Origin of the sequence: Pseudomonas sp. WS 5146 (genome assembly GCF_012985495.1) — a bacterium.
Lineage (GTDB): Bacteria > Pseudomonadota > Gammaproteobacteria > Pseudomonadales > Pseudomonadaceae > Aquipseudomonas > Aquipseudomonas edaphica.
Genome location: NZ_JAAQWL010000005.1, coordinates 361947 through 388472 on the forward strand (window position 1 = coordinate 361947; position 26526 = coordinate 388472).

General features: G+C 61.7%; 27 protein-coding genes. 13 read left to right on the forward strand and 14 right to left on the reverse strand.

What is annotated here, in order from left to right:
* Nucleotides 1–23: 23 nt before the first annotated feature.
* The 10 genes from HBO41_RS16405 to HBO41_RS16450 all read right to left on the reverse strand — a co-directional run bounded on the left by HBO41_RS16405 (nucleotide 24) and on the right by HBO41_RS16450 (nucleotide 9042).
* Nucleotides 24–1163: a DUF1120 domain-containing protein gene (locus HBO41_RS16405; protein WP_256349238.1), complete on the reverse strand. Its 1140-nt coding sequence runs from the start codon at nucleotides 1161–1163 to the stop codon at nucleotides 24–26.
* Between the two features lie 11 nt (nucleotides 1164–1174).
* Nucleotides 1175–3628 carry a fimbria/pilus outer membrane usher protein gene (locus tag HBO41_RS16410; RefSeq protein WP_342355863.1) on the reverse strand — a complete coding sequence of 818 codons (2454 nt, stop codon included), beginning with the start codon at nucleotides 3626–3628 and terminating at the stop codon, nucleotides 1175–1177.
* Between the two features lie 128 nt (nucleotides 3629–3756).
* Nucleotides 3757–4461: a fimbria/pilus chaperone family protein gene (locus tag HBO41_RS16415; RefSeq protein ID WP_099548442.1), complete on the reverse strand. Its 705-nt coding sequence runs from the start codon at nucleotides 4459–4461 to the stop codon at nucleotides 3757–3759.
* Between the two features lie 33 nt (nucleotides 4462–4494).
* Nucleotides 4495–5181 carry a DUF1120 domain-containing protein gene (locus HBO41_RS16420; protein WP_169986950.1) on the reverse strand — a complete coding sequence of 229 codons (687 nt, stop codon included), beginning with the start codon at nucleotides 5179–5181 and terminating at the stop codon, nucleotides 4495–4497.
* Between the two features lie 3 nt (nucleotides 5182–5184).
* The gene (locus HBO41_RS16425) at nucleotides 5185–5802 is read right to left on the reverse strand and encodes a DUF1120 domain-containing protein (RefSeq protein ID WP_017135190.1); all 618 of its coding nucleotides are present in this window, start codon (nucleotides 5800–5802) and stop codon (nucleotides 5185–5187) included.
* Nucleotides 5803–5813: 11 nt separating this feature from the next.
* A complete protein-coding gene (locus tag HBO41_RS16430; RefSeq protein WP_017135189.1) occupies nucleotides 5814–6434 on the reverse strand; it encodes a DUF1120 domain-containing protein in 621 nt (206 codons plus the stop codon).
* Between the two features lie 33 nt (nucleotides 6435–6467).
* Nucleotides 6468–7106 (reverse strand): DUF1120 domain-containing protein, encoded by a 639-nt coding sequence (locus tag HBO41_RS16435; protein ID WP_138449602.1) that lies wholly within the window; start codon nucleotides 7104–7106, stop codon nucleotides 6468–6470.
* Nucleotides 7107–7134: 28 nt separating this feature from the next.
* Entirely contained in the window at nucleotides 7135–7764 is a 630-nt protein-coding gene (locus HBO41_RS16440) for a DUF1120 domain-containing protein (protein ID WP_026013539.1), read from the reverse strand.
* Between the two features lie 15 nt (nucleotides 7765–7779).
* Nucleotides 7780–8403 (reverse strand): DUF1120 domain-containing protein, encoded by a 624-nt coding sequence (locus HBO41_RS16445; RefSeq protein WP_099548692.1) that lies wholly within the window; start codon nucleotides 8401–8403, stop codon nucleotides 7780–7782.
* 15 nt (nucleotides 8404–8418) lie between these two features.
* A complete protein-coding gene (locus HBO41_RS16450) occupies nucleotides 8419–9042 on the reverse strand; it encodes a DUF1120 domain-containing protein (protein ID WP_099548450.1) in 624 nt (207 codons plus the stop codon).
* Between the two features lie 394 nt (nucleotides 9043–9436).
* Here HBO41_RS16450 and HBO41_RS16455 point away from each other — a divergent pair, with 394 nt between their 5' ends.
* The 7 genes from HBO41_RS16455 (at nucleotide 9437) to dacB (ending at nucleotide 17152) form a co-directional block, all read left to right on the forward strand.
* Nucleotides 9437–10255 (forward strand): response regulator, encoded by an 819-nt coding sequence (locus HBO41_RS16455; RefSeq protein ID WP_017135184.1) that lies wholly within the window; start codon nucleotides 9437–9439, stop codon nucleotides 10253–10255.
* A 199-nt stretch (nucleotides 10256–10454) separates the two neighbouring features.
* A complete protein-coding gene (locus HBO41_RS16460; protein ID WP_017135183.1) occupies nucleotides 10455–11090 on the forward strand; it encodes a response regulator transcription factor in 636 nt (211 codons plus the stop codon).
* A 90-nt stretch (nucleotides 11091–11180) separates the two neighbouring features.
* Nucleotides 11181–11651: a nuclear transport factor 2 family protein gene (locus tag HBO41_RS16465; protein WP_169986952.1), complete on the forward strand. Its 471-nt coding sequence runs from the start codon at nucleotides 11181–11183 to the stop codon at nucleotides 11649–11651.
* 37 nt (nucleotides 11652–11688) lie between these two features.
* Nucleotides 11689–11964: a GIY-YIG nuclease family protein gene (locus HBO41_RS16470; RefSeq protein WP_017135182.1), complete on the forward strand. Its 276-nt coding sequence runs from the start codon at nucleotides 11689–11691 to the stop codon at nucleotides 11962–11964.
* Between the two features lie 75 nt (nucleotides 11965–12039).
* Nucleotides 12040–12975, forward strand: a complete 936-nt coding sequence (locus tag HBO41_RS16475; RefSeq protein WP_017135181.1) for a glutathione S-transferase family protein — start codon at nucleotides 12040–12042, stop codon at nucleotides 12973–12975.
* A 109-nt stretch (nucleotides 12976–13084) separates the two neighbouring features.
* A complete protein-coding gene (locus HBO41_RS16480) occupies nucleotides 13085–15499 on the forward strand; it encodes a TonB-dependent receptor (RefSeq protein WP_138452890.1) in 2415 nt (804 codons plus the stop codon).
* A 195-nt stretch (nucleotides 15500–15694) separates the two neighbouring features.
* Entirely contained in the window at nucleotides 15695–17152 is a 1458-nt protein-coding gene (gene dacB / locus HBO41_RS16485; protein WP_026013537.1) for a D-alanyl-D-alanine carboxypeptidase/D-alanyl-D-alanine-endopeptidase, read from the forward strand.
* Nucleotide 17153: 1 nt separating this feature from the next.
* On the opposite strand, the gene HBO41_RS16490 is transcribed toward dacB, so the two are convergent.
* The gene (locus HBO41_RS16490) at nucleotides 17154–17933 is read right to left on the reverse strand and encodes an IclR family transcriptional regulator (protein ID WP_017135179.1); all 780 of its coding nucleotides are present in this window, start codon (nucleotides 17931–17933) and stop codon (nucleotides 17154–17156) included.
* 120 nt (nucleotides 17934–18053) lie between these two features.
* Between HBO41_RS16490 and hmgA the strand changes: the two genes are divergently transcribed.
* The 4 genes from hmgA (at nucleotide 18054) to HBO41_RS16510 (ending at nucleotide 22783) form a co-directional block, all read left to right on the forward strand.
* Nucleotides 18054–19337 (forward strand): homogentisate 1,2-dioxygenase, encoded by a 1284-nt coding sequence (gene hmgA, locus HBO41_RS16495; RefSeq protein WP_017135178.1) that lies wholly within the window; start codon nucleotides 18054–18056, stop codon nucleotides 19335–19337.
* Nucleotides 19338–19340: 3 nt separating this feature from the next.
* Nucleotides 19341–20627, forward strand: a complete 1287-nt coding sequence (fahA, locus tag HBO41_RS16500; RefSeq protein ID WP_017135177.1) for a fumarylacetoacetase — start codon at nucleotides 19341–19343, stop codon at nucleotides 20625–20627.
* Between the two features lie 12 nt (nucleotides 20628–20639).
* Nucleotides 20640–21275 (forward strand): maleylacetoacetate isomerase, encoded by a 636-nt coding sequence (gene maiA, locus HBO41_RS16505; protein WP_017135176.1) that lies wholly within the window; start codon nucleotides 20640–20642, stop codon nucleotides 21273–21275.
* Nucleotides 21276–21412: 137 nt separating this feature from the next.
* Nucleotides 21413–22783: an aromatic acid/H+ symport family MFS transporter gene (locus tag HBO41_RS16510; RefSeq protein WP_169986954.1), complete on the forward strand. Its 1371-nt coding sequence runs from the start codon at nucleotides 21413–21415 to the stop codon at nucleotides 22781–22783.
* Nucleotides 22784–22888: 105 nt separating this feature from the next.
* Here the strand turns inward: HBO41_RS16510 and HBO41_RS16515 are convergent, their stop codons facing one another.
* Nucleotides 22889–23692 (reverse strand): SirB1 family protein, encoded by an 804-nt coding sequence (locus HBO41_RS16515; RefSeq protein ID WP_169986956.1) that lies wholly within the window; start codon nucleotides 23690–23692, stop codon nucleotides 22889–22891.
* A 187-nt stretch (nucleotides 23693–23879) separates the two neighbouring features.
* Here HBO41_RS16515 and HBO41_RS16520 point away from each other — a divergent pair, with 187 nt between their 5' ends.
* Complete coding sequence (locus tag HBO41_RS16520; protein ID WP_017135173.1) at nucleotides 23880–24899, forward strand: Glu/Leu/Phe/Val dehydrogenase dimerization domain-containing protein; 1020 nt, start codon at nucleotides 23880–23882, stop codon at nucleotides 24897–24899.
* 55 nt (nucleotides 24900–24954) lie between these two features.
* On the opposite strand, the gene HBO41_RS16525 is transcribed toward HBO41_RS16520, so the two are convergent.
* Nucleotides 24955–25215, reverse strand: a complete 261-nt coding sequence (locus HBO41_RS16525) for a YebG family protein (protein ID WP_138451819.1) — start codon at nucleotides 25213–25215, stop codon at nucleotides 24955–24957.
* 248 nt (nucleotides 25216–25463) lie between these two features.
* Here HBO41_RS16525 and HBO41_RS16530 point away from each other — a divergent pair, with 248 nt between their 5' ends.
* A complete protein-coding gene (locus HBO41_RS16530) occupies nucleotides 25464–25952 on the forward strand; it encodes a phosphate-starvation-inducible protein PsiE (RefSeq protein ID WP_017135172.1) in 489 nt (162 codons plus the stop codon).
* On the opposite strand, the gene HBO41_RS16535 is transcribed toward HBO41_RS16530, so the two are convergent.
* Nucleotides 25949–26266, reverse strand: coding sequence for a DUF3509 domain-containing protein (locus HBO41_RS16535; protein WP_099548463.1), 318 nt, complete (start codon nucleotides 26264–26266; stop codon nucleotides 25949–25951). The two genes, HBO41_RS16530 and HBO41_RS16535, sit on opposite strands and share 4 nt — an antisense overlap.
* Nucleotides 26267–26526: the final 260 nt, after the last annotated feature.

Here is a 26526-nt window from a genome sequence, read left to right on the forward strand (position 1 = left end):
GGACGGACTCCTTGCAGTGACGGTTACGGGTACACGATCTCGAGGGTGCCGGAACCATTGATCAGCACCACCTCACGCAGGTCCAGGCTTTGCATGGGTGCCAGGTAAGTCTTTATACGTACCGTGCCGGTCAGGGCCTGGATGGCGACAGGGCCTGTGGTGACGCCGGTTTTGTCGGTAAAGCCCAGCAGGCTGTTGGCGGCCATGGGGATTTGCCGGGCTGTGGAGCTGCTCCACGCCACGCCGTTGCTGGTGGAGTCGGTGCGGTACAACGTGGGCCAGGTATCGGCGCTGAATTCCGCCGGGTCGACAGTCAGGTAAAAACGCCCGATTTTGTTGCGGCTGGCATCCAGGTCCAGGCCATAGGCGGTTTCATCGGTGCCACCGGTGGCCGACCCGTCGCGGTTATCAAACATGCGCAGGGCAAAGCGTGCCGGCGCGTCGCAGGTCACGCTCAGGCGCAGGGAGCGGGTCGGCAACGGTGTCTCGTTGGTGGCGCTCAAGTCCTTGGCGTACAAGGTGCCGTAGTCCACCACGCCGTGGTCGGACAGCGTCGGCAGGCAGGCGATGGGCGCAAAGTGCGCGCGCAGTGTCAGTTCCCGGTAACGCCCGTGCTTTGCGCCGTACAACGTCCCGGTGGTTTCCCAGGTGGTGGCATCGCGCACCTGCGTGGCGGCGAGGTCGGCCCAGGCGCGCAGGGTCAGTTGCAGCGACAGGGTTTTACCCGTGAGCACTGCGCCTTGTTCGACCGGTGCTATGCCGTGGCCGGGGCGCCACTCCAGCACGTTGCCATTGGTAATGGGCGCCTGGCCGGCGGCGGGCAGCAAACCCAGTTCTACGCTGCGGCCATCGAGCACGGCGTTGCCGACTTCGATGGCATAACTGCCGTGCTCGGTAAATTGCAGGCGTTGCGGGTTGGCGGCCAGGGCGCGGTAGAACAGGCTGAGGTCTTCAGCCTGCGGGCAGTTGACTGTCACGCTCAGGCGCCGTTCGCCGAGCAGGCGTTGCGCCGCGCTGTCGGCTTGCGCCAGGCGACTCATCAGGCCGAAATCCACCAGCGGTTCGCTCACATTGAGTTGGCATTCTTCCAAGGCCTGGGCAGTGCCGGCTACGCCGACCAGCAGCCACAGGCACAGTTGACGCATATAAGGTGTGATGGGCATGGCGGTCATCCTCAAGGCAGGTTGCAACGTGCGGGAGCGGTTTCGAAGTACACCGCCGGGTCGGCTTTTTCCGGCAGTTCGTAGCGCAACTCGCAACGCCCGCTTTGCGGCGTGGTGATCCACAACGTCGGCTGTTCCAGCACATTGGGCAGAAACACCTGGCTGCCGTCCTGCACCAAGGTGACGAATTCGCCACTGGCAGTGCTGACGGAGGCGCCCGCAGGCAGCGGCGCGCCCTGGTCGTTGCTGACGGTAAGCAGCACGCGACGGGTCAGGCCGACGCCAAATTCGACGCGGTCCACCGCGCCACGCCCGGCCGAGATCATCGCCAGGCCGTTATTGATATCGGCATTGCGCGGCAGTGAGCGTGTCTGCACTTCAACCGGGCTGCGCCCGTATGCGGCCACTTGCGGCACTACGGCCTGGCCCTGCCAGTCGGTCCACACCGGGCCGCTGGGGGTGCTGAGCTTAATGCCGCTCATGTCGCCGACCGACACCACGGCAAAGGTGTCGCGCACCGGGTAGGGCGAAAAGGTCACGCCGTCGCCGTGCAGCACCACACCGCCACGAGCGCCGCCCTGGTAGCTCGAACGCTCGGCGTCGGAGCGGCTGTAGCTGAAATCGAGCTGGCTGTAGCGCGGCAGTGCCGAGACGCCTACGGAGGTTTCCACCTGATGGTCACTGCTGTCGTGTTCGGCGCTGACGCGGTAGCTGAGTTGGTCGTCGATCTGTTCGGTCAGGCCCAGGCCGGTACGGTTTTCACCGCCGGAATTGCGCACCCAGCTGCGTAGCCTGCGGCTCTCGCCCAGCGGTACGCTGATGTTGAGATAGACGGCGTTGTCTCGCTGCTCGCGGCCGCCCATTTGCCACTCGGCACTGGCCGACAACGACACGGCGCCGATACTGGTACCCCAGGACGCCAGCGCGCGGCTGCTGCTGTCACCGGCAAAGTTGGACGAGCGCGAAACCCCGGCACTGAAGGCGCCCAGCAGCGGATGCGACCAACCCAGGTTGAGGCTTTGCTGGTCGCGATAGCGGGAGTCGCGACGGCTGTCATTACTCTCATGGCTGTGGTCGCGCTCATAGGTGCTTTCTTCGAGTTCGCGGTAGCCGATGCTGCGCCAGGAGTTGGCGGCGCTGACCGACCACTGTTCGCTCAAGCGCTGGGACCATGACAGGTCGGTCTGTACACCCGAGACTTTTTCCCAGCCCTGGGTGTTGGACAGTTGGGTTGACAGCTGGATCTGGCTATCAAGCCACGGCAACCAGCCCAGGCTGGCGCCTACCGAACGGTATTCGCTGGCGGCCAGCACGCCACTCCCCAGTGTCAGTTGCGGGTGCAAGGCGCCGGTCCAGCCGGCACTCACCACCCAAGGATCATCACCCCTGGCGTCACCCACATTGCGCACTCGGCCTGCGGCCACGGAGTAGCCCGGTGCCGGCAACCCGAGGCCAAGCATGGCGGCGGGCACGGTGAAACGTCGCTCACCGCCAACACTTTCCTTGACCGTGACTTCGACATCCGAGCGCGTGTTCAACCGACGTACATCGTTCAAGGTGAAAGGCCCGGCAGGCACCACGGTGGAGTGAATCAGTGCTCCGTTCTGACGTACTTCCACTTGCGCCGGGCTGTTGGCGATACCTTGGATCTGCGCGCCCTGACCCTGTTCTTGAAGTGCATGTTCGGTCAGCACCTGCACGCCGGTGATCTGCGCACCGGAGAGCACCGGGTTGTAGAGGTTGATCTGCCCGGCCTGCAGCACCGCCTGGTGGCTGGCGAAGGTGCGTTGCGCGTAGGCCTCCAGATGCGTACTGCGCGACAGGCCATCCTGCCAGGTCTGCACCTGGCGGCTGCGCACGATCCAGTCGCCGGCGTTGAACCCGACTTCGGTATTGGCCGAGCCAAAGCGGCTGGCGTCATCGCCGAAGCGGTTGTAAAAACCGCTGAGGTCATAGTTGAGCAGCCCGGCAAAACCGCCGGTTTCGTACCCCGAGATATCCTGCTGCACAGGGCGCAGGGCTTCGGTGGGCACCACCAGTGACACCGTCAGTGTCGCCGGGTCCGGCTCCACCAGGGTTTGTGGATACTGCGCGAGAAAATCCCGGCAGCCTGGCGTCTCGCTGGGCGTCACCAGGTCAGCGGCGTCCAGCAAGGCGCGGTCCAGGCACAGGTTGCCCTGTTGATCGAAGGTCAGATCCTGTCGGCCACGGCGTTGGCCGTTGACCCGCAGGTTAACGGTGTGCCGCCCGGCAGCGAAGCGCGGTGCTGCCAGCAACAGGCTGGCCAGCTGTGGGTCAATGCCACGCTGATGCAAGGTCTGGGCGTCGAAGCCAACCGGGCTGGAATCGTCGGCCCAAGCCTTGTCGGGCACGAGGGCACACAGTAACAACACCAGCGGCAAGGTCTGGCAGACGGGGGTATCGGACACGGCTTCGCCGTCACGGTAACTCAATACTGTTTTCACGCAAGGTACTCGAGTAGTGAGTGCACTGGCCCCCGTTGTGTCGGGGATTCCAGGCGCTCTGGTGACGGTCAATAAGCCGTCACTTCGTTATCCAGGTGCCGGTCTGTCACGACACCTGTGGTTGTCAGTCAGAGGGTGATAGGGGCGTCGTAGGCCTTGACCGCAAACCCATACACCGTGGCCGGCTGCAGACGCACCGTTCTGGCCTGGCCACCGCTGGCCGGTACGCTCAAAGCTTCGCCCGGCAGCACATAGGTACGCGGCAGCATTGCCCTGCCGTCACCGGGCAACAGCAACAGCTCCTGTGCAAGGCGCACCACATAAGGCGTGTCGTTGCGCACCTGTAATTGGCCGTCGCGCAGCGTCCAGGTCAGGTCGGTCCAAGGGGTGCGGTTCGGCGCAAGGCCCTTGGGGTGCACGATCACGGGCAGGTTCTGGCGCACGGTCACGCCCACACGGGCGTGACCGGCGGCGGTGGCGGCGCGACCTTGGGGCATACCTTCGAACACTGCCCGTTTAAGCCGCTGGGTCAGCAACGGCTTCTGGTTTTGCAGAATGAAGCGCACCAGCTGGGTTTTGGACGCTTCTACCCGTGACAGCGGCGGTGTCACCACCAACAGCGGCTCGGTGTCTTCAGGAATGTCCTGCAAGGTCACATGCAGCAGCGCGAGCTGGCTGTCGGTATTGGTCACCGACACCGCCGCTTCGCCTTCGGCTTCATGCACGATCACCACGGAGGTGTCCGGGACCATGCCGTCGGCTTTGACTTGATTGCCAAGGATCAGCAGCAGGGCGACAAGGCCCACCACGGTGTTTGAGAATGACGTCGTCATGATGGGGTTTCCATTAGGCCAAAAGGGGGGCGGTCAGAGGTAGCGCAGGTCCAGGACAATGGCGCCGTCGAGCGGGACCTCCTGGTCCAGGGTCAGGTACTGCGAAAAATTGATGGCGGTGCTCACCTGAACCTGGACGGTCAACTGGCCGATGAAATCCGGTTGGCGGTCCCCGACTGGCGCAAAGGCCATATGCGCGCGCGGGTAAGCGTTGGGCTCCTGTGACCAGGTTTCGCCGTTGTCGTTGGACGCCAATACCTGCATGGGCTGCGCATCGCCCACTGCGTTGCGATAGGACAATGCCACGGATCCCAGGCGCTCCTCTGGGACGTGGATGTTCCTGCCCAGCCCGTAGAAATAATCGGGTGCCGACGAGGAGTCGGCGCGATTATCAATACCTACCAGCGCAAACAACATGGGCCTGGCGCACTGCACGCGCAGATCGAGCATCTGGATAGGCAGCACGGTGAATTCGTCGGCGTTGAGGCTATGGGAAGGAATCTTGCCGTGATCGACGGTGCCTTCATTAGTCAGCTCGACATGGCAGGCGTCCGGCGTTATCCGGCCGGTTACCGTGAGGTCGACGGTCGAGGCCGCGTGGGCGTTGACTAAGGTGGCCAGGCAGAGGAGCAGCACAGCCACGCAACGGCCAACGGTGTTCAGTACCGGCACAGGTAGGCGCAGCCCATGCCCGGCGGTAGTCAAGGGATGGGCGGCCATGGGTTACAGGTACTTCACTTCAACGGTGGCCGAGCCATCGATGGTTACCTCATTGCTGAGGTCCAGGCTGGCGGCGGCATTGATGATAGTGAGCACTTCCAGATCGACGCTCAGGTTTTGGATCGGCAGCGGCTGGGTGTCGTCGCTCATCGACGCTGCCGCCATGTACATGCTCGGCTCCCAGAATTTTTCGGAGTACCAGGTTTTGCCCTGGTCCATCGATGCGATGGGTTGAACGGTCACGCCGTCGGCAACCATGCCGCGCCAAGTGAGGGAGAAGTGGCCCAGCTTCTGGGTTTCGTTGATAAAGCCCAGGCCGAAGTCCGTGGTTAGACCTGAGGCTGCGCGGTTATCGATGGGGTGCAGAGCAAACTGGATCGGCGCGTCACAGTCGACGGTCATCGACAGGGTATGCACGCCAATCGCGGTGCCCCGGTCCGGGTTCAAGTCCTTGGCAGACACTTTGCCGTGGTCGATCATGCCACCGCCGGACAGGCTGGGCGTACAGGCGCTGGGCACAATCAGGCCTTTGACGGTCAGGTCGACGCTGCTGGCGGCAAAGGCATTGGCCGAACTGAGCAGCAGTGCGCTGACGGCCAGGGTGGTCAATCGAGTGTTCATCGGGAGGTTCCTTAGAGGTAATTGACTTGCACGGTGGCGTGACCGTCGATAGGCACATCGTCGGTCAGCGTCAGGCTGCTGGCGGGCGCAATGTGGGTGATCAGGCGTATCTCGGCGTCCAGTTCCTGGATCGCAATCGGCACCACGCCGTCGTTGTCGGCGACCGCCGTCAACACGGTATGGCTGAGCATCACTGAAGGCATCCAGGTGACGCCGCCATCCCGTGAGGTGATGGTGCGCACCGGTACGCCGTCGGCCACCGGCTGGTAGAGACCAAGCCCGGCATCGCCGAGTTTTTCATCGCTGGGGGTCAGGCCCAGGCCGTGCCAACTGAAGTGGCTGGCGGTGGTGCCGGCGCGGTTGTCGATGGTGTTCAAGGTAAAAAACGTCGGCCCTTCGCAGCGCACGCTCAAGAGCATGGTTTCTCTGGGCAGGTCGGTGTAGGTATCAGCGTTGAGGTCCTTGACCGACACCTTGCCGAAGTCGACATTGCCGCCGCCGGAAACCACTGGCGCGCAGGCGCTGGGCGTGATGATGCCCTTGACGGTAAGGTCCAGGCTGCTGGCGGCCAGCGTGAGAGACGAGGTGCCCAACAACAGGGCGGCCAGGGGCGCCGCTCTTAAGTAAGTCATCGTTTAAACCTTCCTTAGTAAGAGGATGAGGGGTTACAGGTACATCACTTCCAACGTGGCGGAGCCATCGACAGGTTGTTCCTGGGTCAATGTCAGGCCACTGGAAGGGGCGATAGTGGGGTGAACCACCAGGTTGCTGGTCAGTGCCTTGATCGCGATGGGCGCCCAGGTGCCACTTGCGTTGTTGCCGAAGGCGGCGAGCCTGCCACGCATCCAGATGGCGTCCTCACTGTTTTCGCTCCAGGTGGCGCCGTTGTCACGGGAGGCCAGCTTGCTGACCGGCAGGTTGTCGGCGAGGTAGTTGGTGATAATGATCACGTAGTCGCCGACCCGCTCTGTTTCGTTGATGAACCCCAGGCCATACGAGTAATCGTTGGGGCTGCTGGCTGAGCCGGCGCGGTTATCCACACCATTGAGTGCAAACAGCGTGGCGGCCTCGCAGCTGAGGTTGAATGGCAAGGTAGTGGGCGGCAACGGAGTAGCCTGGTTTTCTTGCAGGTCCTTGGCGGCGATCTTTCCGTAGTCGGCAACACCGCCTTGGGCCAGTGCCGGGGTGCAGGCGCTGGGGGTAATCAGCCCCTTGACGGTCAGATCGATGCTGCTGGCGGCGAATGCTGGGCCGGCGCAGATCAGCAACAATGTCGCGGCGATGGGAGTGCGGAGGCTAGCCATGGGTCACATCCTGTGATGTTAGAGGGGGTTACAGGTATTTCACTTCAATTGTGGCGGAGCCGTAGATGGGGACCTCAGTGGTCAGGTCCATCCCGGCAGTTGGAGCGATAAGGGTTTGCACCTTGAGATCGGCCGTCACCAGCCGGACTGGGGTGGGCGCCCAACTGCCGGTCGAACGATCGCCAAACGAAGCGAGGTAGGCGGCTGGCCAAGTGTCACCTGGGATATTTTCCTGCCAGGTGAGGCCGTTATCGGAGGACTCAATCACGGAGATCGCTGCGTTGTCGGCTATAGGATTGCCGAAGGTCAGGGAGTACCCGCCCAATTTTTGGCCGCTGACCAGGCCCAGGCCATACCTGTTCATCGGGTCATGGGAGTCGCCTACATTATCGATGCCCTTGAGGGCCACCAGAGTTGGCGCCTCGCAGGTTATCGCCAGTTGCAGCGTGTGATTGCCGATGACCGTCCAATTGTCCGGCTTTAAATCCTTGGACGCGATTTTGCCGTGGTCGATGACCCCGCCGCTTGAAAGGCTGGGGGCACAAGCGCTGGGTGTGATCAGCCCCTTGACGGTCAGGTCCACACTGCTGGCGGCGAACACTGACGAGGCGCTTGTGAGCAACAGCGCAGCGCTGAGCAGGGACAGCGAGGTCTTCATTTCAAAGGTCTCCATTTACAGGTACATGACTTCAAACGTTGTGGAGCCGTCCAGCGCCACTTCGTTGGCCAGGCTCAAGCCGTTGGCAGGCGCAACGGCGGTGTGCACGGTGATGTCCATGAGCGCGTCCTGCACGGGGTGCGGGGCCCAGCCGGAATCGCCACGGCTGCCCAGGGCCACCAACATATCGTCTTCTACGGGGTCCTCTGGATAGAGCGGCGCCCAGTCGCGCTGTTCGTACTGGTAGAGCAAGGTCGAAGGCGTTTCGGCGACGGGGTTGCTGAACATCAGTTGATACCCGCCGAGCTTCTCTGTGCCGTTGGCTAGGCCCAGGCCGTAGGAGCCTCGGCCAATGGTTGAGGAACCGGCTCGATTGTCGACGGGGTTGATGGCAAACAGCGTCGCCGCCTCGCAGTTCACGCTCAACTGCAATGTCTGGTCCTCAAGCCAGGTGTGGCTGTCGGGGTTCAGGTCTTTTGCTGCGATTTTTCCGTAGTCCACAGCGCCCGGCAGGTTGGGAGTGCAGGCGCTGGGGGTGATCAAACCCTTGACGGTCAGGTCCACGGAACTGGCGGCGAAGGCGGATGAGGTAATGGCGAGCAACAGCGCGCTGCTCAACAGGGGCAGGCAGGTCTTCATTTGGGAAATATCCATTTACAGGTACTTCATTTCAAAGGTCGCAGAGCCGTCGATTACCACTTCGCTGGTCAAGGTCAGGTTTCTTGCAGGTGCAATTGAGGTGTACAGCGTCATGTCCATGATCGCGTCTTTTATCGGGTGGGGTGCCCAACCGCTGTCGCCCCGGCTGCCCAGCGCCACCAGATCGTTGGGGGCGATGGCGTCATCTGTAAGGATCTCCGTCCATCGGCCCTCGGAGTTGAACATCGCAATCAGAGTGGAGGGCGTTTCGGCGGTGGGGTTGGTGAACGTCAGCTGATATACGCCGAGCTTCTGGTTTCCGTTGATCAAACCCAGGCCAAAGGCGGCGCCGTGAGCGGCTGAACCGGCTCGATTGTCGAGGGGGTGGATTGCAAACAGTGTCGCCGCGTCGCAATTGACGCTCAGTTGCAGGGTCTTTCTCTCAAGCGGCGTATAACTGTCTAGGCTCAGGTCTTTTGCCGCGATTTTTCCAAAATCGACGTCACCTGGCAGGTTGGGTGTGCAGGCGCTGGGCGTGATGATGCCCTTGACGCTGAGGTCGACGCTGCTGGCGGCGAACACCGATGAGTTCATGGCGAGCAGCAGGGCACTGCTCAGCAGGGATACAGAGATCTTCATTTCATTTGTTCCATTACAGGCTGGCAGATTGAGGCGCGTGCGGGGCCACGCCCGACCCGGTATGAACGGGTGGTTGGCCAAGCGGCGGTCTCGGTGTTTATTGGCTGTTGCCTGGGAGTGGCAAGCCGACCCTCTTTGGGGTGGGCACAATTTAGCGAGGGGGGCGAGCAGGGGAAATACAACTAATACGACATTGGCAGGGCGGTGTGAAGGCGATGATTCAGAGGGGATTTTCGTAGTTGTTGTATGGGCTTTGGTTAACTCGAAAGGTTATTTGTTTTTGGCCGATAGCATTCAGAAGAATGCGTCGACCATTGCTGCATGATAGGCCTCAAGAGCTATTGCATCAGTGCTGCGGATTGCTGCTGGATCAATAGTTGCGATAGAGGTACTGATGGGTTCGCTGGTAGGTTCAACAGCAGGAGCGAGCCACAACCTGAAGCCGCCAACCCTTCCCCCGTTTCATTGGCGGCAGTTGAGTGTGCTGGTTGTGGATGATCATTCTGCCTACCGCCTGTTGTTGGGTGGTTTGTTGCAGAAACTGGGGCTGGGGCACGAGACAGCCGCCGACGGCTACCTCGGGCTGGTGGCCTTTACCACCCGACCGTTCGACCTGGTAATCAGCGATTGCCAGATGCCCTTCATGGACGGGTACAGCATGGCCCGCGCCATTCGCCAGCATGAGTGCGATACCGGGATGAGGCGAGTGCCGATCATTGCCTTGACCGCTAACCTGCAAAATGACAGTCCCAAGCGTTGCCGCGATGCCGGCATGGATGCCTGGTTGCTCAAACCCTTGACCCTTGAACAATTGCATGCGGTGTTGGTGCGCTGGTTGCCTGGCGTGGATGATCGGTATGTCGAACAGGCGGCCATTGTACCGCTCGCCGGCTGGCCAACGCGTGCCACGTTGGTCGCGACGTTTGGCAGCGAGCCTGTCGTCGATCAATTGTTGGAAACCCTGCTGTTCGAGGCGTGGGAGGACCATCGTTTGTTACGCCATGCCTGTGCGACGTTGAACGCATCATTGACAGCTGAACGCCTCCATCGCTTGGTGGGCAGCCTGGTGTTTTTGGGCGGCACCGGACTTGAACCCATGGCGGTGAGGCTGATTGAGCAGGTCCGGTCCCAGGGCGTTGCTGCGCACAAGGTGCAATTGGAGTTGTTCCTGGCTCGGTTGTACGTCTATCTCGAGTACCTGTCCGATGTCTGAGGAGTGGTGTTTTCACTGAGCGTTTGCAATCCGACGATCTAGTTTTGGCTGTAGGTTTTTTCCTGTTGTTATGTAGGCAAAAAAATGTGAACGAGTGAACATTGGGGTTGGCTGTAAGCGGCTGTTTGTTAGCGGTTGTTGATGAGCGCCGGCGGGGGTATTTTGCGCGGATTCAAGTTGCCATCATTCGTGGGAATTTATGCTTCGAGTAATTATTGCTGACGATCACCCCATTGTTCGTATCGGGCAGAAAGTCGTGATTGAGGCGCATGGCCGCTGCAAAGTGGTCGCGGAGGCCGATGGACCCGATCAATTGCTCGACGTGTTAAGTACGACGCCGTGCGACTTGCTCATCACCGACTTCGCCATGCCCGGCGGTCAGCAGGCCGATGGCTACGGGCTGTTGAGCCTGCTGCACCGCCAGTATCCGAAGTTGCCGGTGATTCTGGTGACCATGTTCGCCAGCGTCGCCACCCTGCGCGCTTCCTTCGCCCATGGTGCCAAGGCAGTGGTGGCTAAAAGTGCTTCGGCCAAGGAGCTGCCCCTGGCGATCAAGGCCGTGTGTGCCGGCCAGACGTTCGCCAGTGAATCCCTGCGGGTGCAAATGGTCGAGGCGGGTACGGGCGATCAGTCCCAGGAGCCGCAATTATCCGGCAAGGAGCGCGAGGTGGTGCGCATGCTGGCCAGCGGCATGACCGTCAGCGAGATCGCGGCACAGGTCAATCGCAGTATTTCCACGATCAGCAAGCAGAAAAGCACGGCCATGCAACGGCTGAGTATTTCCACCGATGTTGACCTGTTCGCCTATGCTCGCAGTGTTGGGATGGTGCCGTAGGCTCATCATTTGCGTGGCGAATGTCAGTAGCCAGCGCAGCGTGGGCAGCTTATCGTGCGGCTATTCTTTCGACGCCTGCGGAGCCTGCCCATGAGTGATGCCCATAACGCCCTGATCACCGAGTTCTACAGTGCTTTCCAGCGCCTGGACGCCGAAGCCATGGCCGCCTGCTACACCGACGACGTGGTGTTCAGCGACCCGGCCTTTGGTGAGTTGCGCGGGCGCGACGCCGGGGACATGTGGCGCATGCTCACCACGCGGGCCAAGGATTTCTCCCTGACCTTCGACCATGTGCGCAGTGATGACAGCACGGGCAGTGCGCATTGGGTGGCGACCTACCTGTTCAGCGCCACGGGCAATACGGTGGTCAACGATATCGGTGCGCGGTTTGTGTTTCGCGATGGCAAAATCTGCGAGCACCACGACCACTTCGACCTGTGGCGTTGGTCGCGCCAGGCGCTGGGCTTGAAGGGCTTGTTGCTGGGCTGGTCGCCGGTATTGAAGAACGCCGTGCGTGCCCAGGCGCTTAAAGGCTTGAAGGCATTTCAGGCCGGTCGTTGATAAGATTGGCGTTCTTTTGGTTTGCAGCAATCGTCCCGTGACTGAACTTCCTGAACCCAAACCCTGGTTCGTCTACCTGGTGCGTGCCGCCAATGGTTCGCTGTATTGCGGCATCAGCAATGACCCGGTGCGCCGCTTTGCCTCCCACCAGAGCGGCAAGGGCGCACGGTTTTTTCTGTCCAGCCCGGCCGTGGCGCTGGTGTACACCGAGCAGTGTGCTTCCAAGGGAGAGGCGCTGCGTCAGGAGCGGCTGATCAAAAAACTCAAGAAAAGCGCCAAGGAATGCCTGGCGGCGAGTGGCTCATTGATTTGATTGATAGGTTCTCATCGTCCCCACGCACGGTTTTGCAGGCTAAGCTGGCGGCTCACCTATCGAGCGGAGCCTGGCATGTCTGAGTTGATCCTGCACCATTACCCGCAATCGCCCTTTGCTGAAAAAGCCCGCCTGTTGCTGGGCTTCAAGGGCTTGTCCTGGCGCTCGGTGCGTATCGCGCCGGTGATGCCCAAACCTGACCTGATGCCGCTGACCGGTGGCTATCGCAAGACCCCGGTGCTGCAGGTCGGCGCCGATATATACTGTGACACGGCTTTGATCGCCCGCCGTTTGGAGCAGGAAAAGTCCGCGCCGGCACTGTTTCCCCAAGGCTTGGAACTGGTGACCCAAGGTTTCGCTGCCTGGGCGGATTCGGTGGTGTTCTCCCATGCCGTGGCGCTGGTGTTCCAGCCGGAATCCCTGGCGGTGAAATTTGCCAAGGTGCCGCCGGAAATGATCCAGGTGCTGGTGGCCGACCGCGCCAAATTGTTCAGTGGTGGCACGGCAGTTCGCGTGCAATTGGAGCAGGCAAAGCACCAATGGCCGGCGATTGTCAGCCGTATTGAGCAACAACTGCAGCACCAGGCCGGCGACTTCCTGTTCGGTGAAGCCTCGATCGCTGACTTTGCCCTGGCCCACCCGTTGTGGTTCCTCAAAGGTTCATCGGTGACGGCGCCGTTGGTCGATGCCTACCCGGCAGTGGCTGCCTGGCTGGACCGCGTATTGGGCTTTGGGCATGGCACTTTCAGCGAGATGAGTGCCGAGCAAGCCCTGGAAGTGGCGCGAAATACCGCGCCTGCGGCTTTGCCGAATGAGCTGTTCGAGGATTTGAACGGCTTCAAGCCCGGCCAGCAGGTGACCATTGCGGCCACTGACTACGGCACCGACCCGGTGGCGGGTGAGCTGCTGTTCGCTGGCCGTGAAGAGCTGATCCTGCGCCGTACCGACGAGCGTGCTGGCACTGTTCACGTGCACTTCCCACGCATGGGCTTTCGCATTCAGGCGCAATAAATAAAAATATTTGCAAACAAAGGTGAGGTAAATCTCCCGCCCATCCGTGTAGTGTTTGAAACTGCGAGCTATTCGCATTAACAGCGTTTTCTACACGGGTTCTCACAGCATGAAGTCGACGGCGGGCGGTTGGGTAAAACAGTGGCTGGGAGCCTCGGTATTGGCGGCATCAGGCCTGGCGTTGCTGCCTCTGGCGATTGCGCAGGCGCAGGAGCAACAAAGCGCCCAGTTCAATTTTGCCCTGGCAGCCAAGCCGCTGCCCCAGGCGCTGAGCGATTTCAGCCGGGTCACCGGCATCAGTGTGATCTACACCGACGAAGCGCCCTATGGTCTCAATGCCCCGGCGATCAGCGGGCAGATGAGTGCCACCCAGGCCCTGCAACGGCTGCTCGGCAACTCAGGCTTTACCTTCCGCCAGATCGACGCCCGCACTCTGGCGCTTGAGCCTGTGCCCACCGATGGCGCAGTCAACCTGGGCGCCACCACCATCAGCGGCGCGAGCCAAGCCCAGGACACCACCAGCTATCAGCCACCGCCCACCAGCTCGGTGATGCGCTCCCACGGCCTGCTGCTGGAAACCCCGCAAACCGTCAACGTCGTGCCGGCCCAAGTGCTGCGTGACCAACAGCCGCGCAACCTGGATGACGCCCTGGGCAATATCAGTGGCATCACCCAGGCCAACACCCTCGGCAGCACCCAGGACGCGGTGATGCTGCGCGGTTTTGGTGACAACCGTAACGGCTCGATCATGAAGGACGGCATGCCCGTGGTGCAGGGCCGGGCGCTGAACGCCACCGCCGAGCGCGTCGAAGTGCTCAAAGGCCCGTCGTCTTTGCTGTATGGCATCCAGGACCCGGGCGGCGTGGTCAATATCGTCAGCAAGAAGCCCGAGCTGGTGCAGTCCACCTCGTTGACCGCGCGCGGCTCGACCTTCGGTGACGGCAAGAACGGCAGCGGCGGCAACCTCGACACCACCGGCCCGATTGGTGACAGCGGCCTGGCCTATCGCCTGATCGTCGACCACGAAGACGAAGATTACTGGCGCAACTTCGGCACCCACCGCGAAACGTTGGTGGCGCCGTCGCTGGCCTGGTACGGCGACACCACCAAAGTGGTGTTCGCCTATGAGCACCGCGAATTCCTCTCGCCGTTCGACCGTGGCACCGCCATCGACCCCAAGACCAACCACCCGTTGAACATCCCCGCGACCCGTCGGCTGGATGAGCCGTTCAACAATATGCAAGGCCGCTCCGACCTGTATCGCCTGGAAGTCGACCACGACTTGAACGACGACTGGAAAGCGCACTTCGGCTACAGCTGGAACCGCGAGACCTACGACGCCAGCCAGGTGCGCGTAGTCAAGGTCAACACCAACGGCACCCTGACCCGCAGCATGGACGGCACCCAGGGTGCGCTGACCACCGACCGCTTCGCCACCACCAGCCTGGAAGGCAAGGTCAATGTCGGCGGCATGCAGCACGACCTGGTGTTCGGGCTCGACGACGAGTACCGCAAGATCTACCGCGCCGACCTGATTCGCCAGGCGCCGCGTGGTGTCTTCAACTATAACGATCCGGTGTACGGCAACGAAGTCGCGGGCACCAAAGTCAGCGCGCCGGACAGTAACCAGACCGACCTGCTGCGCAGCGATTCGCTATTCTTCCAGGACGCCATCCACCTCAATGACCAGTGGATTCTGGTCGGCGGTGCGCGCTACCAGATGTACGACCAATACGCCGGCAAAGGCGTGCCGTTCACCGCCAACACCGATGGCAACGGCCAGAAGTGGGTGCCGCGTGCCGGCCTGGTGTATCGCTACACCGATCAATTGTCGTTCTATGGCAGCTACACCGAGTCGTTCAAACCCAACTCCACCATCGCGCCGTTGGCGAACAAAAGCGTATTGGATGGCAGCCTGGAACCGGAGCAGTCCAAAGCCTGGGAGCTGGGCACCAAACTCGACATACCGGGGCGTATAACCGCCAGTGCGGCGCTGTTCAATATCGAAAAACGCAACGTGCTGGTGCAGGTCGGCGACGGTTTGGCAGCGGTCTACAGCGTGGCGGGCAAAGTGCGTTCCCGTGGCCTTGAGCTGGACGCCAGCGGCCAGTTGACCGACAACTGGAGCCTGATCGGCAGCTATGCCTACACCGATGCCGAGGTGACTGAAGACCCGACGCTTAAGGGCAATCGCCTGCAAAACGTGGCGAAAAACACCGCTTCGTTGTCGGCCGTGTACGACTTCGGCAGCATTCTCGGCGGCGATCAATTGCGTGTGGGCGCCGGTGCCCGTTACGTGGGCGAACGGGCCGGGGACGCGGCCAACAGCTTCGAGCTGCCGAGCTACACCGTGGCCGATGCGTTTGCCAGCTACGACACCAAAATCGATGGGCAGAAAGTCAAGTTCCAGCTCAACGTGAAGAACCTGTTTGATCGCACCTACTACACCTCGTCGGTGAACACGCAGTTCGTGTCCATCGGCGATGCGCGGCAGGTGTCGGTTTCCAGCACGCTGCAGTTTTAAGGCAAGCGACCTCTTGTGGCGAGGGAGCTTGCTCCCGCTGGGTTGCGAAGCAGCCCCGCTCTTTGCTTTAAGAGCATGGGACTGCTACGCAGTCCAACGGGAGCAAGCTCCCTCGCCACAGCAGCCCCGCTCGCCACAACGGCAATGAGCTGGTAGCGTTGCCGCCACTGAAGGCTTTGCGGGAAAACGGTACTGATGCAGTTGGGTCGATGGATACACACCAGCGCGATGCTGGTGGGCTTGAGTTTGTTACTGGGCGGTTGCGCCACGCCTTCCAAGACGGCCACCGGGCACAGCCTCGACCAGTTGCTGGCCGACCCGGCGCTGCACGGCGCCTCGGTCTCGCTGATGGTGCGGGACGCCAACAGTGGCGCCACGCTGTATCAGCACAACCCGCGCACGCGGCTGGTGCCGGCTTCCAACCTCAAACTGCTGACCACGGCCGCGGCCATGGATGTGCTTGGGCCGCAGTACCGTTTCGCCACGCAACTGCTGAGCAACGGCATTCGCCAGGGCGACCGCTTGACCGGCAACCTGTACCTGCGCGGCCTGGGTGACCCGACCATTCAGTTCGCCGATTACCAGGCGTTGGCGGCGCAATTGGCCAGCCAGGGCGTGCGTCAGGTGCAGGGCGACCTGGTGTTTGACGACACCTGGTTTGACGCCGAGCGGCTGGGTGTCGACTGGTCCCATGACGATGAAACCACCTACTACGGCGCACAGATTTCGGCGCTGACCGTGTCGCCCAATACCGATTTCGATGCTGGCAGCGTGCTGGTCACCGCCAAGGCGCCAGCGCGGGCCGGGCAGCCTGTGAGTGTCGACATCTTCCCGCCAACCAACTACCTGCAACTGAGCAACCGCGCGGTCAGCGGGCCGGGCAACACCTACGGGATCAACCGTCGCCATGGCACCAACCTGCTGCAGCTCAGTGGGGCCGTGGCGCCGGGGCGACAGAGCGAGCAACTGGTGAGTGTCTGGGAGCCAACGCAACTGGTGGCCAACCTGTTCGAGCAAGCGCTGGCGCAGCAAGGCATCACAGTGCTTGGCCGTCGAGTGATGGGCGGTGCCAGCCCGGTTGCGGTGACGGTACTGGCCGAGCACAAGTCGGCGCCGTTGCAGGAATTGATTACGCCGCTGCTCAAACTTTCGAACAACAACATGTCCGAAGCCTTGCTCAAGGCCATGGGCCGCCAGACGGCCAACAGCGGCACGGCGGCGGCGGGTGCGGTGGCGGTGGCCGGGTTTCTCAAGCGCCAGGGGCTGGATACGGCGACATTGAGCCAGGTCGATGGTTCGGGGCTGTCGCGGCGTAACCTGGTGTCGTCGCAAAACCTCACCGACCTGCTGCTGGCCGCGAGTAAACAGCCGTGGTTCAACGCCTGGTACAACGCGCTGCCGATTGCCGGCAACACCGACCGCATGACCGGCGGGAGCCTGCGGTATCGCCTGCGCGGTACACCGGCCGAGAACAACCTGCATGCCAAGACCGGCTCCATGGGCGGCGTGTCGTCCTTGAGCGGTTACATCACCGATAGCAAGGGGCGCAAGCTGGTGTTCTCGATGCTGAGCAACAACTACGTGGTGGGTGGCGCGCAGGTCAAAGCCGTGGAAAACCGCGTGGCGCTGGCTTTGTCAGGCTGGGACGAGTGATTCAGGGCTGATAGCCCATGCGCCAACTCACGGCCCGAGTCGCCGCCAGCAAGTGCTGCGCCGCCGGGCCGTCTTCATCGGCATGGAACAGTGAGGTGGGGCCGACCACGGTCATCACCGCCGCGACGTGCCCGACCGCATTGAACACCGGCGCCGACAACGCATCCACGCCGGGCATCAGCAAACCATGCACAAAGTGCAGGCCACGGCTGCGGATCTGTTCGCAGGCGCTGGCGTAAGCCTCGTCGTCCGCCAGGGCATGGGCAGTCCCGGCCTGAATCTCGCGTTCGCGCAATTCCACGGTTTCCCGCGACGGTAAATAGGCGCTGAACACCAGCCCGGTGGACGAGCTGAGCAGCGGCAGCACCGAACCCAGCTGCGTCACCACGGTGACGGCGCGCACCGCAGGCTCGATCTGCACCACGGTCGCGCCCTGGTTGCCCCACACCGCCAAAAAGCAGGTTTCATTCAATTCATCGCGCAGCTCTGCCAGCGGCATCGCGCCGACTTTCAACACATCCATGCTGCCCAGCGCTGCCAAACCTACGCGCAAGGCCTCGCGACCCAAGCCGTAATGGTTGGTGGCGGCGTTCTGCTCGGCGAAGCCCGAGGCGATCAGTGCCTGCAAATAGCGGTGGACCTTGCTCGCCGGCATCTGCACATGGTCGGCCAGGCGCGACAGCGAAGTGGCCGGGGACAGCTCGGCCAGCGCCTTGAGGATATCGGTGCCCACTTCGGCCGAGCGGACTTTCTGTTTACCGGTGTCGCGGGGCTTTTCCATGGAAGGGCGAGAATCCGAGAGATGAATGGGCGTCTTTATAGCTTGACGGTCGATAGTGATCAAATTACGTTATGCGTAACTGGATTACGATAAAAACAACTTCCGCACAGAGGATGATCCATGAACCTCGAATACCTGTCGGGCTTCGGCAATGAATTCGCCAGCGAAGCCCTGCCCGGCGCGCTGCCCGTCGGCCAGAACTCCCCGCAAAAAGCCCCCTACGGCCTGTACACCGAATTGTTCTCCGGCACCGCCTTTACCATGGCGCGCAGCGAAGCCCGCCGCACTTGGCTGTACCGCATTCAGCCATCAGCCAACCACCCGGCGTTTATCAAGCTGGAACGGCAATTGGCCGGTGGGCCGTTGGGCGCGGTGACGCCGAATCGCTTGCGCTGGAACCCGCTGGATAGTCCAAGTGAGCCGACCGACTTTGTCGACGGCCTTGTAGGCATGGTCGCTAACTCCGGGTCGGAAAAACCCTCAGGCATCAGCATCTACAACTACCGCGCCAACCGTTCCATGGAGCGGGTGTTCTTCAACGCCGATGGCGAACTGTTGATCGTCCCCGAGCAGGGCCGTCTGCGTATCGCCACCGAATTGGGGGTGCTGAACGTTGAGCCACTGGAAATCGTGGTGCTGCCTCGTGGTTTGAAATTTCGCATCGAACTGCTGGATGCGCAGGCTCGCGGCTATGTCGCGGAAAACCATGGTGCGCCACTGCGCCTGCCAGACCTTGGGCCGATCGGCAGTAACGGCCTGGCTAACCCGCGTGACTTCCTCACGCCGGTTGCGCACTACGAAGACAGCAAAAAGCCGACCACGCTGGTGCAGAAGTTCCTCGGCGAACTCTGGGCTTGCGAACTGGACCATTCGCCGTTGAACGTGGTCGCCTGGCACGGCAATAACGTGCCGTACAAGTACGACCTGCGCCGCTTCAACACCCTCGGCACGGTGAGTTTCGATCACCCGGACCCGTCGATTTTCACCGTATTAACCTCGCCCACCAGTGTTCACGGCTTGGCCAACCTCGACTTCGTGATCTTCCCGCCGCGCTGGATGGTGGCCGAGAACACCTTCCGTCCGCCGTGGTTCCATCGCAACCTGATGAACGAATACATGGGCCTGATCCAGGGCGCCTACGACGCCAAGGCCGAGGGTTTCCTGCCGGGTGGCGCGTCGCTGCACAGCTGCATGAGCGCCCATGGCCCGGACGGCGAGACCTGCACCAAAGCCATCAACGTGGACCTGGCGCCGCACAAGATCGATAACACCATGGCCTTCATGTTTGAGACCAGCCAGGTGCTGCGCCCGACACAGTTCGCCCTTGAGTGCCCACAACTGCAACCTTCCTACGATGCGTGCTGGGCCTCGCTGCCCGCCACCTTCAACCCGAACCGGAGATAACCGATGACTCAGCCAACCTTTACCCGCAGCTGGGTAGCCTCCGCCAACGGCCACCGCGATTTCCCCTTGCAGAACCTGCCGCTGGGCGTGTTCAGCATCAATGGCTCGGCGCCGCGCAGTGGCGTGGCGATTGGCGATTCGATTCTCGACCTGCACGCTGCGCTGGATGAGTTCGAAGGTGAAGCACGGCGTGCCGTTGAAGCCACTGCCGGTGGTCAACTGAACGCGTTTTTTGAACTCGGCCGTGGCCCGCGCGTAGCCTTGCGCGAGCGCCTGCTGGAGCTACTCGCCGAAGGCAGCAAGCTGCACACCCGTGAGGCGCAGGTGCTGCACCGCGCGGCTGATTGCCAGATGCATCTGCCGGCAAAAATCAGTGATTACACCGACTTTTATGTGGGCATCGAACACGCGCAAAACGTCGGCAAACTGTTCCGTCCCGACAACCCGTTGCTGCCCAACTACAAGTACGTGCCGATTGGCTATCACGGCCGCGCCTCGACCATTCGCCCCTCGGGTACGGACGTACGTCGGCCTAAAGGCCAGACGCTGCCGGCCGGCCACACCGAGCCAACCTTCGGCCCCTGCGCGCGCCTGGATTATGAGTTGGAGCTGGGCATCTGGATCGGCCAGGGCAATGCCATGGGCGACTCGATTGCCATTGGCGACGCCGCCGAGCATATCGCCGGTTTCTGCCTGCTCAACGACTGGTCGGCGCGGGATATCCAGGCCTGGGAATACCAGCCGCTCGGCCCGTTCCTGTCGAAAAGCTTCATCACCAGCATCTCGCCGTGGGTGGTCACCGCCGAAGCGCTGGAGCCGTTTCGCAAGGCCCAGCCGGCGCGCCCCGAAGGTGACCCGCAGCCGCTGCCTTACCTGCTGGACACGCATGACCAGGCCGCTGGCGGTTTCGACATCGAACTGGAAGTGCTGCTGACCACCGCCGCGATGCGCGAGCAAAACTTGCCGGAACACCGCCTGACCCTGAGCAACACCCAGCACATGTACTGGACCGTAGCGCAAATGGTTGCTCACCACAGCGTCAATGGCTGCCAGTTGCAGGCCGGTGACCTGTTTGGTTCGGGCACTTTGTCCGGGCCGCAGCCGGGGCAGTTCGGCAGCCTGCTGGAAATTACCGAAGGCGGTAAAAAGCCGATCGAACTGGCCTCCGGCGAGGTGCGCAAGTTCCTTGAAGATGGCGACGAAATCATCCTGCGCGCCCGTTGCAGCCGTGAGGGGTTTGCCTCCATCGGTTTCGGCGAATGCCGTGGCACTGTGATCGCAGCACGCTAAGAGGGCAGGGCGATGGAACTCTATACCTACTACCGCTCTACGGCGTCGTACCGGGTGCGTATCGCCCTGGCACTCAAGGGGCTGGACTTTACCGCCGTGCCGGTGAACCTGCTGGTCCCGCCGGGCGGTGCGAATCGCCAGCCGGCGTACCTGGCGATCAACCCGCAGGGCCGCGTGCCGGCGCTGCGTACCGATGAGGGTGAACTGTTGATTCAATCACCGGCAATCATTGAGTACCTGGAAGAGTGTTATCCACAGGCGCCGCTGCTTTCCAAGGACTTGGCGACCCGCGCCCATGAGCGTGCGGTGGCGTCGATCATTGGCTGCGATATCCATCCGCTGCACAACTCCAGCACGCAAAACCTGCTGCGTAAATGGGGGCATGACGAGGCGCAAGTGCTCGAGTGGATCGGGCATTGGATCAGCCAGGGCCTGGGCGCGGTGGAGCAGTTGATTGGGGATGAAGGCTTTTGTTTTGGTGACCAGCCGGGGATGGCGGATGCGTTTCTGATCCCGCAGTTGTACGCGGCTGAGCGTTTCAAGGTGCCGTTGGGCGCGTACCCACGCATTGGACGCGTGGCGGCGCTGGCGGCGCAGCATCCGGCATTTGTGCAAGCGCATCCGGCCAACCAACCCGACACCCCCTAAATCAATGTGGGAGCTGGCTTGCCTGCGATAGCGGCCTATCAGTTGATCATTCGCTGGCTGACACACCGTCATCGCAGGCAAGCCAGCTCCCACAGTTTGATCCGCGTCATCCTTATAAAAATAACAGGTACCTTGCGATGCACAATCAGATTGCCAGCTTTCGCGCGGCACTCGACGCCCGTCCGGTGTCGCGCTACCAGTGGTTGATTCTCCTGTTGCTGGCGTTGCTGCTGGTAACCGACGGCTATGACGCCCAGGTGCTGGGCTACGTAGTGCCGGCATTGGCCAAGGATTGGGGGCTGGAAAAAGCCGCGTTCGGCCCGGTATTCAGCGCCAACCTGTTGGGCCTGACCCTGGGTTCGTTATTGGTAACGCCGCTGGCCGACCGCTTTGGTGTGCGCCGTATCCTGCTCGCCTGCGTGCTGATCTACGCGAGCCTCACCGTGCTGATGGTGTTCGCCAACTCCCTGACCACACTGATGGCCGCGCGGTTTATCTGCGGCATTGGCATGGGCGGCGCGATGCCCAGCGCCATGGCGTTGATGTCGGAATATTCCCCGCCGCGCATGCGTACCTTGATGGTGACCCTGGCCGCCTGCGGCTTCTCGTTCGGTGGCGCGGCGGGTGGGTTTGTAGCCGCAGGTTTTATCGAAGGCTACGGCTGGCAGGCGGTGTTTCTGGCAGGCGGGGTGACGCCGTTGCTGCTGTTCCCCTTCCTGGTGTGGTTGCTGCCGGAATCCTTGCCGCGTTTGCTGCGGGATGCGCCGCCGTATGCGCGACTGCAAAAGGTTACGGCGCGCATGCTGCCCGACTGGCAGCCGCCGCTGGCGAGCGAGGCAGAGAATCTTCAGGAGCAGGGCAGCAAACTCACGGTGGTGGAGCTGTTTCGCAACGGCTATGCACGTCCGACCATGCTGATTTGGGCCACCTTTTTTGTCAGCCTGATCCTGCTGTATTTCATGATCAGCTGGCTGCCGACGCTGTTGCTGGAAAGCGGCCTGACGTTGAAGCAAGCAAACCTTGTGACCTCGATGTTCCTGTTTGCCGGCACTTTGGGCGCCATCGGCATGGCCTGGTTTGCCGACCGCCTGAAAAGCAAAGTGCGGCTGCTATCCGGCGTGCTGGCGGCGGCTGCGGTGTGCACGATTTTGCTCGGGCTGAACCATGACAACCCGCGTTATCTAGTGGCCTGCGTGTTCGCGGCCGGCTTCTGCATTATTGGTGGGCAACTGACCCTCAACGCCTTCGCCAGCAACTTCTATCCGGCGCATGTGCGTGCTACCGGCACCGGCTGGGCGTTGGGCGTGGGGCGCTTTGGTTCAATCCTGGGGCCGTTGTTTGGCAGCATGTTGCTGGCGATGCATATTCCGGTGGAGCAGATTTTCTTCTTCTGCGCGATTCCGGCGGTGATTGCGGCGCTGCTGATCATTCAAGTGCGCTCGCCTGGCTCCAACGCGCCGCAGGGTCCATTGCACAGCGATATTCTCAAGGCGCCGGCCAATCATTGATTCAACGCAGATCAAATGTGGGAGCTGGCTTGCCTGCGATAGCATCACTTCGATAGGCCAGGTGTACCGAGTCGTCTGCATCGCAGGCAAGCCAGCTCCCACCCATCAGTGCACCACGGTGTTGGGTGGCAAATGCCCCAGCCGCTCGGTCAGGCGCAGGCGCTGGATCGGGTCTTCGCTGAGCAGCAGTGCGTGTTCGAGGTCAAAGCGCTCGGCGCTCGGGCAGTCCAGGCGCTGGTAAAGGCTGGCCCGCGCCAGGTAATCCGCAGCGCTGGCGTTGCCCAACTCCAGCACGCGCTCGGCATCAATCAGGGCCGACAGCGGGTGGTCATTGGCCAGGTGCAGTTGGCGCAGGTTACGTGACAACCGTTGCAGTATCGCGCGCGGTTCGGCGGTGAGCAGGTGCTCGGCCTGCAACTTGAGGTTTGGCCCGTACTGGCGGTGCAACAGCTCGCGGCAGTCGTTGGGGTACAGGCGCCGGCCGCCGCAGGGGTCCAAGAGGTGGTCGGCACCGGGCACTCGCAGCAGGAAATGGCCCGGGAAATTAACCCCCACCATGGGGATATCCAGGCGCCGCGCCAGCTCCAGCGCGATCAGGCCCATGGCCAAGGGCTGGCCGCGTTTGCGCTGCAGTACCTTGTCGAGCAGCGCGGCGGCGGGGCGCAGCGGTGTGGAGTCATCCTGGGCAAACCCCAAGTCATTCATGCGCCGCAGCAACGGCTGGCCGAGCTCATCCGCTGGCAGCATGGGCATACCGACGCTGACCTGTTGTTGCAGCAGGGTCAGGTCTTGCAGGATCAGCACGGGTTGCACGCTCGGATCGTGTTCAGCCGCCATCCACAACGCGGCTTCAAACAGCGCAGGCGGTGAGCGGTCCAGGCAGGCGAAAAAGGCTTTGCGGGGATTCATTGCATTCTCCGGCGGATGCCCACGTTTTAGCCTTGCTGTGAATTTTCGTCCAGTAACTTAAGAAATGTCCTGCGTGCTTATGTCGTGATGCCTACGAAACCTGGCGGCTTATTCCAGCGTGATTCAGCAGTTTTCTACCGCAAGCCTATACTGGGGCCTCTACTAGAAGTGATTCGGGAGCCTGACGATGTTTGCGCTTATGCACAGCACCCGCCTTGAATCGCTGCACCTGAGCATCGACCCGGTCACCGGGTTGAAGGCCGTCATCGCCATCCACAACAGCCGCCTCGGCCCTGCCTTGGGCGGTTGCCGCTATCTTGCTTACCCCGACGATGAAAGTGCCGTAGCCGATGCCGCGCGCCTGGCCCAAGGCATGAGCTACAAAGCCGCCCTGGCCGGCTTGCCGGTGGGCGGTGGCACGGCGGTGATTATCCGCCCCGTGCACGTGGAAAGCCGCGCCGCGCTGTTTGAAGCGTTTGGCCGTTGCATTGAAAAACTCGACGGCCGTTTTGTGACCTCGATCGACAGCGGCACCAGCGTTGCCGACATGGACTGCATCGCCCAACACACCCGTTTTGTCACCAGCACCACGGCCGCCGGCGACCCGGCACCGCATGCCGCCATGGGCGTGTTCACCGGCATCCGCACCACTGCCATGGCGCGCCTGGGCAGCGATAACCTCGAAGGTTTGCGCGTCGCGATCCAGGGCCTGGGCAATGTCGGTTATGCCCTGGCCGAACAGCTGCACGCGGCGGGCGCCGAACTGTTGGTCAGCGACATCGATCACGGCAAGGTGCAATTGGCCATGGAGCAGTTGGGCGCACACCCTATCGCCAACGATGCGTTGCTCAGCACACCCTGTGACATCCTGGCGCCGTGCGGTGTGGGCGCGGTGTTCAACCGCCACACGGTCGGCCAATTGCGCTGCGCTGCCGTGGCGGGCTCCGCCAGCGCGCAACTGAGCAACCTGGACATCGCCGACCAGTTAGAGGGGCGCGGCATCCTCTACGCCCCGGACTACGTGATCAACTCCGGCGGCCTGATCTACGTCGCCCTCAAACACGCCGGCACCGAGCTGCCAGGTATCACCGCGCACCTGTCAAATATCGGCACACGCCTCACCGAGATCTTTGCCCACGCCCAGGCCGAAAAACGCTCCCCTGCACGGGTGGCCGATGAACTGGCCGAGCGCCTGCTCTACAAATAATCCAGGCATTAAAAAGGCCCTGAATCAATGATTCAGGGCCTGTTCAATTCGGGCTTTACTCTGCCACCGGGTTCAGCAACTCGGACAATGCATCCGGCTGGCTCTTGAACGCCTTGGCAAACACATCGCGATTCTTCGCCATGTAGATCCCGGCTTCCTCCACCTGCTGCTCGCTCAGGGACGGCACGGCTTTTTGCAACACTTCTGCCAGCAACTCAGCGAGTTCAAGCATCTTGTCATGACGATCAGCTTCGGCTTTATCCATGAACAAACGCTCCAGATCTCGGCTGCTGCGGTATACCACTTCGACGGCCATTCACCACCTCACATGCCTTCACGATAGTTGTCTTATGCGACTACTGTATTCATATACAGTAAAAAGGGTAAGCCAAACCACGGGGTTTGGGTAGCAGTTTTTTAATGTAGCCGGTAAATAGGGGTTTGCAGTGCCTCATGTCACCCCGCCATCATCTTATACCTGCCGCTGGCCTTTTTTCTGCATGCAGAACAACCGTCACGTCTAACCCGCAATATCCGGTCGAATCGACCTAAGGAAGCTTCATCGTGAAAATTAACTGGGCCGAAAAGCTGCGTCAGCAAGTCCATGGGCTGGCCGAGTCGCTGGGCAATCTGTTTGTCGAGACGTTCCACTACCTGGCGTTGTTCGCCATTGGTGCGGTGACGGCCTGGGCGGCGGTGATGGAGTTTCTGGGGATGCTGGAGACGGGGCACATCAAGATCGATGATATCTTGCTGCTGTTCATCTACCTGGAATTGGGCGCAATGGTCGGGATTTATTTCAAGACCAACCACATGCCCGTGCGCTTCCTGATCTACGTGGCAATCACCGCGCTGACGCGCCTGCTGATCTCCAACGTGTCGCACCACAACCCGCCGGACATCGGCATCATCTACCTGTGTGGCGGCATTCTGTTGCTGGCGTTCTCGATTCTGGTGGTGCGCTATGCCTCGTCGGCGTTCCCGTCGGTGAAGGTCGAAGGCCCGCGTCGCAAAGGCGAGGCGAGCCTGGAAACCGAGAAGGGCGAGCTTTAAAGCCCGACGCTGAAGGGCAAGGTGCGGGCGGGCGGCGGCTGCAATAATTTGTGGCTGTCGCCATCCGTCATCACCGCCAGAATCTCCATGGCGCTGTGACCCTGCTCGATGGCGATGCCGAACTGAATGCTTTGCACCAGGCGCTTGAGTCGTTGCGGGTCGTTGCGTTGTTCGGCGCTGATCATGCGTTTGGCCACCACGCCCGTCTCGTCCGAGAGGGTGAGCATGATGCTGCCGTCGAGCCGTTGGATGCTCAGGTTGACGCGGTAGGTGGGCGTGAAGGTGTCAGTGATGATCTGAAAAGGATTGTCCATGGTGCGTTACCGCCTGATAAGAACATGCAGTCATTGACGACCGGTGCCTGGTTTAGTTCGCGTTGCCTGACCACCGGCCACTCCGTCGCTGAGGTTTCACAAGGTCCGTTTGCCTCGGTAGCTGTAGAGCAAGGGGCGTGCCGTATAGCGACTTGCCTGACTGCGCCTGACCCCTGTTGGAGCGGGCTTGCCCGCGATTGCGGTGTATCAGCTAAATAATTTCTGACTGACAGACCGTTATCGCGGGCAAGCCCGCTCCC

What these genes read in the sequence shown, in the direction of transcription:
- HBO41_RS16430 (WP_017135189.1), bottom strand. Translation starts at nt 6,434, where the DNA reads ATGACTTACTTAAGAGCGGCGCCCCTGGCCGCCCTGTTGTTGGGCACC.
- maiA (WP_017135176.1), top strand. Translation starts at nt 20,640, where the DNA reads ATGGAACTCTATACCTACTACCGCTCTACGGCGTCGTACCGGGTGCGT.
- HBO41_RS16420 (WP_169986950.1), bottom strand. Translation starts at nt 5,181, where the DNA reads ATGGCCGCCCATCCCTTGACTACCGCCGGGCATGGGCTGCGCCTACCT.
- fahA (WP_017135177.1), top strand. Translation starts at nt 19,341, where the DNA reads ATGACTCAGCCAACCTTTACCCGCAGCTGGGTAGCCTCCGCCAACGGC.
- HBO41_RS16465 (WP_169986952.1), top strand. Translation starts at nt 11,181, where the DNA reads ATGAGTGATGCCCATAACGCCCTGATCACCGAGTTCTACAGTGCTTTC.
- HBO41_RS16520 (WP_017135173.1), top strand. Translation starts at nt 23,880, where the DNA reads ATGTTTGCGCTTATGCACAGCACCCGCCTTGAATCGCTGCACCTGAGC.
- hmgA (WP_017135178.1), top strand. Translation starts at nt 18,054, where the DNA reads ATGAACCTCGAATACCTGTCGGGCTTCGGCAATGAATTCGCCAGCGAA.
- HBO41_RS16415 (WP_099548442.1), bottom strand. Translation starts at nt 4,461, where the DNA reads ATGACGACGTCATTCTCAAACACCGTGGTGGGCCTTGTCGCCCTGCTG.
- HBO41_RS16440 (WP_026013539.1), bottom strand. Translation starts at nt 7,764, where the DNA reads ATGAAGACCTCGCTGTCCCTGCTCAGCGCTGCGCTGTTGCTCACAAGC.
- HBO41_RS16525 (WP_138451819.1), bottom strand. Translation starts at nt 25,215, where the DNA reads ATGGCCGTCGAAGTGGTATACCGCAGCAGCCGAGATCTGGAGCGTTTG.
- HBO41_RS16455 (WP_017135184.1), top strand. Translation starts at nt 9,437, where the DNA reads ATGGGTTCGCTGGTAGGTTCAACAGCAGGAGCGAGCCACAACCTGAAG.
- HBO41_RS16475 (WP_017135181.1), top strand. Translation starts at nt 12,040, where the DNA reads ATGTCTGAGTTGATCCTGCACCATTACCCGCAATCGCCCTTTGCTGAA.
- HBO41_RS16450 (WP_099548450.1), bottom strand. Translation starts at nt 9,042, where the DNA reads ATGAAGATCTCTGTATCCCTGCTGAGCAGTGCCCTGCTGCTCGCCATG.
- HBO41_RS16490 (WP_017135179.1), bottom strand. Translation starts at nt 17,933, where the DNA reads ATGGAAAAGCCCCGCGACACCGGTAAACAGAAAGTCCGCTCGGCCGAA.
- HBO41_RS16460 (WP_017135183.1), top strand. Translation starts at nt 10,455, where the DNA reads ATGCTTCGAGTAATTATTGCTGACGATCACCCCATTGTTCGTATCGGG.
- HBO41_RS16405 (WP_256349238.1), bottom strand. Translation starts at nt 1,163, where the DNA reads ATGCCCATCACACCTTATATGCGTCAACTGTGCCTGTGGCTGCTGGTC.
- HBO41_RS16535 (WP_099548463.1), bottom strand. Translation starts at nt 26,266, where the DNA reads ATGGACAATCCTTTTCAGATCATCACTGACACCTTCACGCCCACCTAC.
- HBO41_RS16510 (WP_169986954.1), top strand. Translation starts at nt 21,413, where the DNA reads ATGCACAATCAGATTGCCAGCTTTCGCGCGGCACTCGACGCCCGTCCG.
- HBO41_RS16425 (WP_017135190.1), bottom strand. Translation starts at nt 5,802, where the DNA reads ATGAACACTCGATTGACCACCCTGGCCGTCAGCGCACTGCTGCTCAGT.
- HBO41_RS16515 (WP_169986956.1), bottom strand. Translation starts at nt 23,692, where the DNA reads ATGAATCCCCGCAAAGCCTTTTTCGCCTGCCTGGACCGCTCACCGCCT.
- HBO41_RS16445 (WP_099548692.1), bottom strand. Translation starts at nt 8,403, where the DNA reads ATGAAGACCTGCCTGCCCCTGTTGAGCAGCGCGCTGTTGCTCGCCATT.
- HBO41_RS16435 (WP_138449602.1), bottom strand. Translation starts at nt 7,106, where the DNA reads ATGGCTAGCCTCCGCACTCCCATCGCCGCGACATTGTTGCTGATCTGC.
- dacB (WP_026013537.1), top strand. Translation starts at nt 15,695, where the DNA reads ATGCAGTTGGGTCGATGGATACACACCAGCGCGATGCTGGTGGGCTTG.
- HBO41_RS16480 (WP_138452890.1), top strand. Translation starts at nt 13,085, where the DNA reads ATGAAGTCGACGGCGGGCGGTTGGGTAAAACAGTGGCTGGGAGCCTCG.